The organism is Oligoflexus sp., assembly GCF_035638955.1.
In the GTDB taxonomy this organism is placed as follows: domain Bacteria; phylum Bdellovibrionota_B; class Oligoflexia; order Oligoflexales; family Oligoflexaceae; genus Oligoflexus.
Genome location: NZ_DASQYZ010000236.1, coordinates 1 through 11,944 on the forward strand (window position 1 = coordinate 1; position 11,944 = coordinate 11,944).

At 46.9% G+C, this 11,944-nt stretch carries 10 protein-coding genes; 8 read left to right on the forward strand and 2 right to left on the reverse strand.

Annotation, left to right across the window (positions count from 1 at the left end):
• The first annotated feature begins 190 nt into the window (after positions 1–190).
• Positions 191–1,291, forward strand: coding sequence for a peptidoglycan DD-metalloendopeptidase family protein (locus VE954_RS21850; protein WP_324956737.1), 1,101 nt, complete (start codon positions 191–193; stop codon positions 1,289–1,291).
• A 3-nt stretch (positions 1,292–1,294) separates the two neighbouring features.
• The gene (locus VE954_RS21855) at positions 1,295–1,792 is read left to right on the forward strand and encodes a hypothetical protein (protein WP_324956739.1); all 498 of its coding nucleotides are present in this window, start codon (positions 1,295–1,297) and stop codon (positions 1,790–1,792) included.
• A 283-nt stretch (positions 1,793–2,075) separates the two neighbouring features.
• On the opposite strand, the gene VE954_RS21860 is transcribed toward VE954_RS21855, so the two are convergent.
• Entirely contained in the window at positions 2,076–2,381 is a 306-nt protein-coding gene (locus VE954_RS21860; protein WP_324956741.1) for a hypothetical protein, read from the reverse strand.
• Positions 2,382–2,384: 3 nt separating this feature from the next.
• Positions 2,385–3,104, reverse strand: coding sequence for a hypothetical protein (locus VE954_RS21865; RefSeq protein ID WP_324956743.1), 720 nt, complete (start codon positions 3,102–3,104; stop codon positions 2,385–2,387).
• A 468-nt stretch (positions 3,105–3,572) separates the two neighbouring features.
• Here VE954_RS21865 and VE954_RS21870 point away from each other — a divergent pair, with 468 nt between their 5' ends.
• The 6 genes from VE954_RS21870 to VE954_RS21895 all read left to right on the forward strand — a co-directional run bounded on the left by VE954_RS21870 (position 3,573) and on the right by VE954_RS21895 (position 11,663).
• Entirely contained in the window at positions 3,573–4,319 is a 747-nt protein-coding gene (locus tag VE954_RS21870; protein ID WP_324956745.1) for a type II CAAX endopeptidase family protein, read from the forward strand.
• Positions 4,320–4,338: 19 nt separating this feature from the next.
• Positions 4,339–5,025: a hypothetical protein gene (locus tag VE954_RS21875; protein WP_324956747.1), complete on the forward strand. Its 687-nt coding sequence runs from the start codon at positions 4,339–4,341 to the stop codon at positions 5,023–5,025.
• A gap of 696 nt (positions 5,026–5,721) precedes the next feature.
• Positions 5,722–8,805, forward strand: coding sequence for an RHS repeat-associated core domain-containing protein (locus tag VE954_RS21880; RefSeq protein WP_324956749.1), 3,084 nt, complete (start codon positions 5,722–5,724; stop codon positions 8,803–8,805).
• Positions 8,806–8,831: 26 nt separating this feature from the next.
• Complete coding sequence (locus VE954_RS21885) at positions 8,832–9,392, forward strand: hypothetical protein (RefSeq protein ID WP_324956751.1); 561 nt, start codon at positions 8,832–8,834, stop codon at positions 9,390–9,392.
• 784 nt (positions 9,393–10,176) lie between these two features.
• Complete coding sequence (locus tag VE954_RS21890; protein WP_324956753.1) at positions 10,177–10,809, forward strand: type IV toxin-antitoxin system AbiEi family antitoxin domain-containing protein; 633 nt, start codon at positions 10,177–10,179, stop codon at positions 10,807–10,809.
• Positions 10,806–11,663, forward strand: coding sequence for a nucleotidyl transferase AbiEii/AbiGii toxin family protein (locus VE954_RS21895; RefSeq protein ID WP_324956755.1), 858 nt, complete (start codon positions 10,806–10,808; stop codon positions 11,661–11,663). The genes VE954_RS21890 and VE954_RS21895 overlap by 4 nt, the downstream gene beginning before the upstream one ends.
• Positions 11,664–11,944: the final 281 nt, after the last annotated feature.

Consider the following 11,944-nt stretch of genomic DNA (forward strand, 5'->3'; position numbering starts at 1 on the left):
GCGGTATTATTGCTGCCGCAGCGCCTCAAGCATTCAGTACAAGCGGAGGATGGAAAGTCGTCCATCCCGTCGCTGATTCTCAGACTCAAATCATGATCAGGGTGCCCCTTAAGTCTTCATTGAGCCAGGAACAGCTTGCGCTGGTGGTTTGGAGTATTACCATCAGGCGAAGCTGCGCACGACCAGCGCCATGACTGATTCCGGTGGCAGTATCAAGGTCAGCTATCGCACGGGTCCATGGGGCGATATAGGAGACCAGTCCGGGAACTCTCTCAATCGCATGATCTTCACATCTCAAGAGCATGATCCAAATGCAGGACTGGTTTACTTTGGTGCGAGATATTATGAGCCTGGGTTGGGGAGATTTGTGAGCAAGGATCCATTGTTTATGGAGGCTCCTGGGAAATGCCTTAAATCGCCTGTTGAGTGCAACATGTGGGGGTATGTGATGGCAAGGCCGACGAATAGTCGAGATTACTCTGGTTATGTTACGTGGCCAATTTCAGGTGGAGACTTTGAACCTACTCCCTATTATGGAAACAAGTTTTCGGGTGATTTCGGACCGCGTATTGGTAGGGCACATCGTGGTTTTGATATAAGGGCAGGCGTTGGTACTGATGTGTTAGCGTTTGACAAAGGTTCCGTCAAAAAAATGGCAACCCATGGAGGATACGGACGTGTCCTCGTTCTCGAACATAAGGATTGCAAAGCAAGGACATACTATTCTCTATATGCACATTTATCAGCCTATAAAGTAACTTACTCGTCAAAAATTACGAATGGAATGCCTGTGGCGAGTAGTGGCAGGGATGGCATTTCAGACCAAAATATCATCTCTCACCTACATTTTGAAATTCGCTTGAATCCAACCATTCCTGAAGGAAACGGAAGCGTTGTCAGTCCTCTACACTTCTATGCCGAGCAGTTGAATCATGAGCGTCAGCAACTTCAAAAAATCAAGGATATCCTGAGGTCGATACGAGCAGGAAACAAGGCCATCGCTAATATTACCGACAAATATAACTTACCAAGCTCTGAAAGAGAAATTTATGAAAAAATTGCTTCAGAGAATAAAGCCATCAGGGATATGGTGATGGATAACCCATACTATTTAAATATGAAGGAGACTGGGGCAACGCTGTCAGACAGAATTAAGTGGTTGAACAATGAAATTATGACTGTAAACAGCTCTTGGCACCGCAGGACGAGCGAACGGGTATATCTGGACGCTATTGATAGGAATTCTGGAAACCTTGTTGATGATGAATTTTCAAAAACGTGGATAGATTAAATTATGAAAATAAACGCAATTTTGTTGTTCATCACTAGCTTGATTTCGATGTCAAGTATTGCATTGGCAAACGGAAAGTTATGCTCTAAATCAAAAATCCTAAAAGTTGGCGACGAGTTTACAGGATTTCCACAGGAGCAAGAGGTTGATTCAAATCGGTTTGGCTCGGAAACATACCCTGTGTATCTTCTTTCATCCTATAATTGTGGAGTGATGACGCTGCTCATAATAATTCCCGACTCGAAGACAGGTAAAGAGTTTATCAAGGATGTCCTGTCCATTAAGGTAAATCGTGAAAATTTTTATAAAGTTTGTTTTCAAAATAAAAAAGGTAAACGTGAGCAAGATGAAACAATTTTTGGAATCAGTAAGACAAAGCCTGGCGTCGATTGGATAACGCTCGAAAAAAAGTGGAAACTAGACAAAGATGCTTTAAAGTTTGTTGAAATAAAAAATGTAAGAATTGATTGCGCCGATAGACTGAATTTGATGGATATGTGAGAGGAATGCTGCCACAACTGCAAGCTAGTGCGACGCCAACGGCAATCATAAATTGCTTAGCAAGCCTAGCGTTACGCAGGAATTCTTTTTGATAGCCAGGGCCGCAGTGGAAACTGCTCCAAACAGATCCAATTCCAGAAGGGTCTCCTAAGCAAGGAAAACCTGAGCACAACTTACATTCATGACAGCCAGGATCAACTCACAGGCTACACCGAGGACAACAAAACCATCACCTACGAGCGGGTTCAGGACCCGCTCTTCGTTTCTTATCTCATGCAGCAGATCACAGAGATGGATTCTTCTCGATGATTTCCATTGTTTCTTTCGTGTCCACGAGTCGAGAAAACTTTTTCTTTACCAGGATAGTGTCATTATCAGGCGTGGTCACAGGGGCTTCATTGAATGTGCTCAGCCTTGCATTGGCACGTCGAAAAACATCGGAATCAATCTCGATCTTGGGGAGCGCACTCATCAAAATGTTTTCATCAATCGTAAGCACCGCTCCAACGCCGGAACCGCCAGATATGCCGCCAGCGAAGGTTGTCCCCGACAAGAGGAAGCCGCCGAATAGTAGAGTAGTCTTGTTCATTGGTTAGGCCCCCTCGTCATCAAAAACGCGCGTCACTACAAACGACCCTGCTATCAACATATTGCCAGGATTCTTTCTGCCCATTTCATCAAGCTCAGCAAAGCAATCCTGCATCTTCTTCTTCATCTGAACGAACGTTTCCATATTAACATTGAAGGCAAGAAACCTCTTTAAGCCATCATGGCGTATAGGAAGCTCCGCGATATGCTTGGCTGCTTCCTCACCGACTTTCTTGCTTTCGATATACTGAAGCAATCTTTGCGAATCAGTTCTGTAGACATCCCGGCTTTCCTCGTGCAGGAAGCCTTCCTCAATCATCGCGGTAAATTCAGAAAGCCCGAAAGTGCCGAGAAGCTTTTCGACTCTGGAAGCTGTGGCACCAACAGTTAGAGCAAGAACTATGATCCAGAAACTTTCGCGCTTGAGTAGACGTCCGATGGTGTCTGGATCAGTGACAAGCTCCTTGTTAGTGGTCACGCGCGCATAAAAGTCCTGGATTGAAGCATTGTCATCAAAATAAGAAATGGTTTCCTGAAGAGTCGCGACTGTATTAAGTATGGACATTGCGGTCTCAATATTTGGGACACTTTCCTTCTGCATGATCCGTCGAATCGTTGGATATGGGACTCCCGACAACCTCGACAAGAGGGCAATATTTCGTCGGGAATTTGCCGCAATCCATCGCTCTATATATCCAGCCAATAGCTCGATTTTTTCAGACATACGCATTTCCCACCTTTTCTTTTACCACGGTTATCAACTTCATAGCCGCGATGATAATTCTGCCCGAACCTCTTAATATGCTTTGATTTCCCGCCATGACAATCATAATCTCAGCTCATCTTGTTGAACACGTATAAATATCACTTTTCTCTCGAAATTGATGAGTTAGGTCAGAATGAGAATGGTTTTTCTGCTGAGCAACTCGAGGTGATTTTGGGAGCAGGATGCATAATTCCAGCCCCCCGTTTCCCACCAAACGAATTGCAATTCCGCTTGAAGCCCCACGGGGCCACAGCCCTTTTTCCAGTCGGGGTTCAACAGATTCCAATGATATCCATATGATTAATTTTAGCTATATCACCATGGGACGCATATATTGCATTTGAGCGAAAGCAACCTGTTGACGAGGGCGTCGTGTGGGCAATACATTTCAGCTCGTATCCATTCCATATCAAGGAGAGCCGTGAAATGAAGAAAAATCAGCTGATTATGCTCACAATCATTGCTGCAACCCTGATATGCAGCAAACTGATACAGCTGTCCGGCTGGCATCCGTCGCCCATCTATTGCCTGCATGCCTCCTGGTTTGCACTGAATGTTGTGGCGATCTGGGCCATCGCGGCGATAGGTAAAATAAAGCCGCATGAACCCGAGCATTCTCCGCTTGAATATGGCAGCGTATTTCTCTTCCTGCTGGGGGCACTCGCATTCTATGGCTTGAGCGGGACCGCGATTGAGCATCTTGCAGCGCTATTCAGCCCCGAGGTCCTGCCGGCCATTGAAGAATCGAAAGAGATCCATCGCTGGAGCGAGCATCGCAGCATCCTGGGCAATCTCTCGCCCATTCTGATAGCGCCCATCGTGGAAGAGATCATCTTTCGCGTGGGTGTGCTGGGAGGGCTGATGCTGATCATGCGAAAGCCGTGGGCTATTATTCTCTCTGCTGCGATCTTCGCTCTCAATCATGCAGATATCTATCCAGCCCCGGCGGTGGCGGCGACCTTCATCTTCGGGCTCATAGCCGCAGCCACTTATCTGATGCTCGGGTTGCGGGCTGCAATCATGCTGCATTTTCTAAACAATACTCGCGAGCATTGGCGGCCATGGATCGTCGATCATGACCATTTGCTCACCGGATACGTTCTGATCAGCATCACCGCGCTGATTGTTTTCATTCATCAACTCATTCGACACCGCAGGTTGGTCTTGCGTTAAATTCATTATGGAGATGTCAATGCAAAATCTAAGTCTGTCGATCATGCTCGCTCTCTCTGCATCAACAATCTATGCGCAGGCGGATGAAAAAGTCGAGGTCACGGGGAGCCGAATCCCCTATGAAAGCGCTGGATTGATCGCTTTCTCATCTGGCGGCGGGCCAGGCGAACCTGATCATGGTTGTGCTGAACCAACATGCGGTGGCATGGTCAACCCCGTGGAACCTGGCAGCGGCATCGGTCACACAACGATTGCCAATAAGAATCAGCGCAACAAGCAAGCGAAACAGAAGGTGCAACAGAAGGGGCCCAGTGTTAAGCAGCCAATTAAAAATACCAAGCAACCACAATCGCAGGAGGGAATCCTGGCGACACTTGAAAGATGGTTCAGCAATGCAACGATGACAAGTGTGGTCACCGAAGAGACCGAGACTCCATCCGGCAAGATTCTAAAAAACAGCAGCTGTCGCCATATTGATCTGGCAGCTGAGAAGGGGCCCAACCCCTGTATTGAGAAGAAAATCGATGTAGAGAAGGTATTGAAATCCAACGGCGATCTCACGAACCAGGCTCAATTGTCTTTCGTGATTTATGATGAATGCTATTATACGAAGCAATGTGGCCCTGAATATATAACCTTCATTGCAGAGACACAGCAGGAATTGAACATCCTTCTGAATGACGCTCTCGGCGAAAACTATTTCTAAGTTTTTCGCATCTCCCTGTTTCGAAAGTTAAAAGTTATCTGATATAAGGCAGCTCTTATTGCTCAAGAGTTTATGCTGATGCGAGTGGTATCGCTTTCTGTCGGGCTTTGTAGATAATCTCTGACGAGATACAAGGCCCTCAATAAATCCAAGAGCCAGGGAACTCCCTGGCCCTGCGGATTGATTTTCCATATCGATCAAAATCTGTTTTTATCGAACGTCTGATTCTTTCCGTTTTCCCGGACGACGCGAGAAGACCGTTGGGATTGGGAGATCACCTGCCTTTTGGAGGAAGGTAGCATCAAAAAGTCTAGCAGGCCTTGCTAGATAACAGTCTATCCTTGGCCGCAGTCAGCCTCAACGGCTCCTCGTAGATCTTGCCCAGAAGCCACTTAAAAACCGGCTCCGCAACGTGTGTCAGCTCTTCATTGTGTTCGAGCTGTGAGAACCCATGCACATGGGTATAGCCTCGCCCCCCCTGCTTCGGTCGACTCTAAAGTGATCTCTACGATGGTAGTCACTCATGGCTTCTGCTAATGATGATGTTCTTTAATCCAGAGATATGCTTTGGTTCTCCCTTCCGCGAGGCTTGCTCAAATGCCTTTTTTTATAGCTCTCCTGGCTGAAGCAGGATATATTATTGTGCCTTGATGAGTTCCAATACTTCAATCGGAAGGGGTATGAAGAATTTTGTCCATGGGCCGAATGATCAGACAGAAGAAAAGCTGGGCCGGGGCCACCGAAGGTCCTACAAGTATTGTGACTGAGTATTCGTATGATGCAATTGGACGGCTTCTGACAACCCGTGAAGGCGTGGGAACCCCGATTGAGAGGACCGTGACGCATGCTTATGATGCTGTGGGGAATCAGACCTCGATTGTGGACGCCCGTGGCAATACCACGAGCTTTGCCTACGATGCCTTGAACCGGATGGTTGCCAGTATTGATGCGAATGGCAAAACGGCCCGGAAGTCTTATGATGCCAGCGCCAATGAAGCTGTGATGATCGACCGCCTGGGTCGGGTCAGTAAAAAAACTTACGATGCTCTGAATCGCATCCTGTCGGAAACGGACGCTTTGGATCAAACGACCACCCGCACCTATGATGGTGTGGGCAATATGCTGACGGAAACGGATCGGCGTGGAGCGGCTACTACGCTGACTTACGATGCTCTGAATCGGGTTTTGACCCGGACCAAACCCATGACCAGCGGTGGTCCTGCCATCATGATTTCACGGCAGGAATATGAGATTGAGGCCACAGGACGTGTGGAAGCCACGGTCGACGGTGACAACCATCGGGTGGTCAGGGTTTATGATCAGGACGAACAGGTCACCGAGGAACGTTACGCGGACGGGAGCAAAAAGCGGTACACCTTTGATGCCGGCGGACGCCTTGTCGACAGCTTCGATGAATCCAATTTCAAGACCACCCGGGCGTGGTTTGCGGATGGCCGGATCAAGTCCATCACCAATGCCAACAATGAAGCAACCCAGTTCACGCATGACATCCATGGTGAGGAAAGCGGGACAACCACGCCTCTGGGCGGGAAGACCCTTAAAATAAGGGATGAATTGAAGCGACTGATAGCGATCAAACAGCCGGATGGAGCTGCGCAGGAGTTCACCTATGATGGCAACGACAACCTTGCGAGCATGCTCGGTCCCATTCAGGATCCTTCCAAACCTGGGAATGAGCAGGTCCGTGCCCTTTTCCGCTACACCTATAACAAGCTCAACAAACGCACAAAAATTGAGCAGGTTTATGATGATGCCACGGCCTTTGTCACCACCTTTGCCTATGATGACGAGCTGAACCTTATTCGTAAGACGGATGCCAAAGGCCAGCAGACCTCCTTCACCTACGATGCCTTAAACCGGGAAAAGAGCCGCACATATGCAGGTGTCACCGGCCAATTCTATCGGGGCGTGAGCGAAACCCGGAATTATAATCCCAATGGGGATCTCACGGAAGTTCGGGAAACCAAGCTCAATCCGTCGGGCTCATCCTTCACTGATGTCACGACTATGGATTACGATCTCTGGGGCCGGATGATCAGCAAGACCGAACGTGGGAAGGCCATCGGATTCCAATATGACAACCGCAGCAACCGGACCCGTGTCGGCACAGGAAACGGCACCAGCATTTACACATTTGATGCAAAAAGCCGTCTTGAATCGGTCAGCACTGACGGGCAGACCACCGGCTATGACTACCACCCGAACGGTCGCGTGAAGACGGAAACCCATCCGAACGGAACGCAGAACGCCTATACCTACGATCCCGCCGGGCAGACCCTTTCGATCATCACGAAAAAAGGCACGGAGACCCTGGTCAGCTTCACCTACGAGTACGACCGCAACGGCAACCGCTCCAAACAGATCGAGTTCCAGAAAGGCCTCGTCGGCCAGGAGAACCTGACCACGACCTACACTCATGACAGCCAGGATCGCCTCACGGGCTACACCGAGGGCAACAAAACCATCACGTATACCTATGATGGCGCTCATAACCGTCTCACGGAAAAGGTCGAAGTCGGTGGCGCTGTCACTGAAAACTGGGCCTACGCCTACGATCGTCACAACCGCCTTTTGGAAAAGCGCAGCATGGTCACCAATGCTGCGGAAATCAACCAGTACGATGCCAACGGCAACCGTATCCGCCTGACCAAGCCCGGCGTTACGCAGGAATTCCACTTTGACAGCCGTGATGGGATGTCACTTTCGAAAGAAGGGAACACTCTGCTCGGGATGTATGACTACAACTTCGATGGCATGCGTGTCCGTCACGAAGGGAGTGACCGTGGTGATGTCACGTCCTATGGTATCAACGTTGTTGAAGAAACCATCGGCTCCGATGCCCTTCGCTATTCCTATGGGCTCGACACGGCACCTATCTCGATCAAATCGGCTGGTGGGTTCGAGTATTACCATCAGGCGACTCTTGGAACAGCCTCGGCTCTTACTGATGCAGGCGGCTCTATCAAGGCAAGCTATCGAACAAGCCCATGGGGTGATATCTACGAGCAGTCAGGAAGTACTCAGAACCGGATGATTTTCACCTCACAGGAGCATGACCCCAATACCGGGCTGTTGTATTTCGGAGCAAGATATTATGAGTCAGGGATGGGAAGGTTTGTGAGCAAGGATCCGTGGTTTATGGAAGCACCCGAGAAATGTCTGGAAAGGCCAGTCGAATGCAATTTGTGGGGATATGTTGCAAACAGACCTTTGATTAACATAGATTACTTGGGATTAGAATTCGTTATATATGAGACGGAGACAAAGACCGTCACAATATACACTGATTCTGGTGGAAAGATAGAAAGTTGGGATGCTGTATCTGGACCTTGGGGAAACGGCGTGCTTCCTGAAGGGACTTATACCATTGATACTGATGGCATTCGAGAAAAGACCAAGGAGGATCAGGCCGGAGCATTTTGCGATCCTGCAGGAAACTGTTATTTTATTCCAATAGAGCCACTTTTTAAGACGGATAGAAATGCTCTCGGTATTCATCCCGATGGTGGCCAATATTTAGGAACTCAAGGCTGCATCGGACTTAAAGCTGAAAATACGAAAGAGTTTCTTGAAAAAATGAAGAAGCATAAGCCTGACCTGCTCCAAGTAATCAAAAAGGATGCTGCTAGCTTCTTAAAGCCGAGAGAAGAAATAGTAAAGACTCCGGAATTGAAAAAAATTAAAGCTTCAAATGTGCTCCGTCCTAAAAAAGACAAAAGGTCATCGATCGGAAAGTTCATCGAAAATCTTTTTTTGTGAGCATTACCTTAATTGGATTTTTAGCCATGTTTATGAACTATAGATCTTATTCTAAACTAGCTTCCTTGCCGCTTTGGTTACTTCTCATGGAGTCGTGCTATGCGAATGACTATATTGATGTAGAAATTTCCGGCATAAAGCTGGCAGATGAAAAATCTTATTCTAAAGCCTTGAAACTGCTAAACATGCAAACGAGTAAAAAGACTAATAGCCTTGAAAAAATCTGCAATCAATCCCTTTCAGAAGTTGCGAGATTTTCATTTTTCGAAGGGGCATCATATGGCCAAGTGATGCAGATAGACGTTGCTAAAGTCGATAAAAGCGAGTGCAAGGGTGATAAGGTTGGTTCCGTTAAGCTTGAGCGGCTGACTACAAACAATGGAATATCTCTTGGCCAGAAATATGGTGTTGTAGTTTCGAAATTGCGAATAAAAGAAAATTTAAATAGCCGCGTTATAAATGTAAAAGTTGTCCATTCTAAGAGCAAATTTTTGCGAGAAAAGAATATGCCGGAGTATGTGGCAAAGTATATATTTAGTGACGATGGAACTCTTACTTCATTTTCCTTTGGATTCGCGTACCCATAGAATAATCAATGAAGACCCGAGCGATGACATGGAAACAGTTAGGAAGCTCACAGAACGTCATACTTTTCACATTGCAGGGCGCAGACCTATGACGCGCAGGGGAATGTTCTCACGCAATCGGACATCTATCGAATTAAAAAGACCATGGGTTACTACGGATTGAATCAGCTGAATCGATCGAGGATGCGGAAGGTCACGGGACGGTTCGGGCCGACCATACCTCTGAGATTCTTCCAGAATTAAATTGAATCTATCCTGCCAATTTCAATCCTTTGGTCTTTGCAAACGGGCAGGCTCATCCCTCCAAGTGAAGTCTGTGGCCGTCTTTCGCTGTACTACGCCAGTTCTCGAAATATATTCAGGCATTCGCCGCGTAGTTACCGGCAAAATCTCTATGAAATCATTTTCATTTTTGTTGGCTGGGTGGCGGAATGCAGCTTACACCCATTTTAGCGGTTCATTTCGTCAAGGCTTTGCTTGTTGAGTTCCGATCGCTGATCCACTCTAATCTTCCGAGTCAATATGGCTTGATGTTTGATGGGGTGATATAGAGTTGGAATTTTTTTCGTTATGCTACACTGCAATAAAATTAGAGTAATATCGAAGCCTTATAATTGTAATCAAAATGATTACAAATACTACTGTAAATAGTTTCTGTAATAAAGAGATGTTACCCAGAACTATAAAAGTAGCAATTGTAATCAAAATGATTACAATTATTGTGCGGCGCCAGCGTGGGCTACTAAACCGTCGCCAGCCTGATTTCTACATTAGGAAGCGCTCAATGGACAAAAGCAAAATAAAGAATTTCGAAAAGGAAAAGGAACTCTTTGAACTTGCATGCGCTCAAGGAGGATATTTTACAACCAAGCAAGCCGAGGCTCATGGCTTTTACAGACAAAATCATAGACGATTGGAGGGGGTTAAATGGGAAAAGGTCGCGCGTGGCATCTATCGTCATAAACTTTGTGCATCAAGCAGCTCTTTCGATGAACTTCACATTCTTCGGCTCTATTTTTTACGCCGTGACGGCACAGAGGGGATCATTTATTCCGGCGAAACGGCAGCGCTCCTCATGGGCGTTGGCGATTTCCTGCCAATCCGCATTTATGGTTTGATAGAGTCTGATGCTCGACGCTCAACTCAACCACCATTTTCGGTAACGCTACGCAGGGTGCCAAGCTTTGACACCATAGACTCAACCCAATCTGATGAAGGGCTTCCTGTAACCACTCCTATGCAGACGTTGCTGGATCTTTTGACCACGTACGACAAAGATCCGGAAGAGGTTAGGCGTGCTTATGTAAGGGCCAGAAACGAAGGCAAAATAACCAAGAAGAAAGTGGATCAGAATCTTCGTCGCAAGGATGATGCTGATATCCTGAAATTGTTTGCATTGTGGGAGGAGTCTCTTTGAAAGAAAAAAGACGTACTCCCGGCGCTATGGCTGATAAAATAAAGGCTGAATTGAAAAAAGAGGCAGAAGAAAAGGGTCTTCATCCTTCGGCTCTTCGAAAACATTTTGCGTTTGACATGCTAATCAATCGGCTTTGCCAGAATGCTCCCGGAGTCTTTATTCTGAAAGGCGGTTATCTTATGGAACTGCGGATAGTGACAGGAAGAACAACTCTGGATCTGGACCTTCTGATGCGCATGAAGAAAATTTTTGATTCCTTCGAATCCATGGCGATGTTCATGAGGAGGACACTTGCAGACGCCGTCGAAGATCCTTTGGGCGAGCACGACCTCTTCAGCTTCAATTTTGGCGAAGCATCAAGAGAAATTGATGGGGGAGGGGGTGGCGCAAGATTTCCAGTAAAACTTATATTGGGCGGTAAAACGTTTGAAGATTTTCATGTCGACCTTGCAATGGAAGACATTGAAACGAGAATTGCATCTGTCCGAAAAACTCCTGTTATTCCCCCTCTTAGCGGACAGCAGTTCGAGATGGAAGGAATTACAGCCGAGCAGCATTTTGCGGAAAAAGTTCACGCTTATACAAGGCCAAGAAAGAACGGAAACTCCAGGATAAAGGATTTCGTAGATCTTTACCTTCTCGTTCAAACCAGTCTCAATGTCAAAGAAACAAAAGAAGTGCTCGTCGATGTGTTTGAGTTTTGGTCGACACATGAATTGCCAAAGAATCTTCCATTTCCCCCAGACGAATGGCGAAACGGGTTTTCGTCCATGGTCAGTGAATTGGCTATGGCTGGGCTAAGTCTTGAAGATGCACATAAAATCGTCGCAGAATTTTATGAGGATCTTTTATGAGCTATAATCAGAGAGGCTGACGGTCAATCGCGATTACTGAGCGGGTCTGACGATCCCGAGAGTGGCATCCACCGTATGGAATATCTGAATGGTTACAAAATCAAGGATATTGATGCCCGCGGCAACGAGACTCTTTATGACTATGAAGCCCTATATCTCAGCCAAGTATGAGACAGTTTCTGCCGATAAATTAGTATAATGAAAGTGGCGGAAATGAGGCTTCATCCATGTCCCAGACATCCAAAGACAAAAAGCTTGTGGGTTCAGCAACTTCAGAATCA

Bases quoted from the DNA above. Each gene is read 5' to 3' on its own strand.
- VE954_RS21850 (WP_324956737.1), top strand. From the start codon at position 191: ATGACTGATTCCGGTGGCAGTATCAAGGTCAGCTATCGCACGGGTCCA.
- VE954_RS21855 (WP_324956739.1), top strand. From the start codon at position 1,295: ATGAAAATAAACGCAATTTTGTTGTTCATCACTAGCTTGATTTCGATG.
- VE954_RS21860 (WP_324956741.1), bottom strand. From the start codon at position 2,381: ATGAACAAGACTACTCTACTATTCGGCGGCTTCCTCTTGTCGGGGACA.
- VE954_RS21865 (WP_324956743.1), bottom strand. From the start codon at position 3,104: ATGTCTGAAAAAATCGAGCTATTGGCTGGATATATAGAGCGATGGATT.
- VE954_RS21870 (WP_324956745.1), top strand. From the start codon at position 3,573: ATGAAGAAAAATCAGCTGATTATGCTCACAATCATTGCTGCAACCCTG.
- VE954_RS21875 (WP_324956747.1), top strand. From the start codon at position 4,339: ATGCAAAATCTAAGTCTGTCGATCATGCTCGCTCTCTCTGCATCAACA.
- VE954_RS21880 (WP_324956749.1), top strand. From the start codon at position 5,722: ATGGGCCGAATGATCAGACAGAAGAAAAGCTGGGCCGGGGCCACCGAA.
- VE954_RS21885 (WP_324956751.1), top strand. From the start codon at position 8,832: ATGTTTATGAACTATAGATCTTATTCTAAACTAGCTTCCTTGCCGCTT.
- VE954_RS21890 (WP_324956753.1), top strand. From the start codon at position 10,177: ATGGACAAAAGCAAAATAAAGAATTTCGAAAAGGAAAAGGAACTCTTT.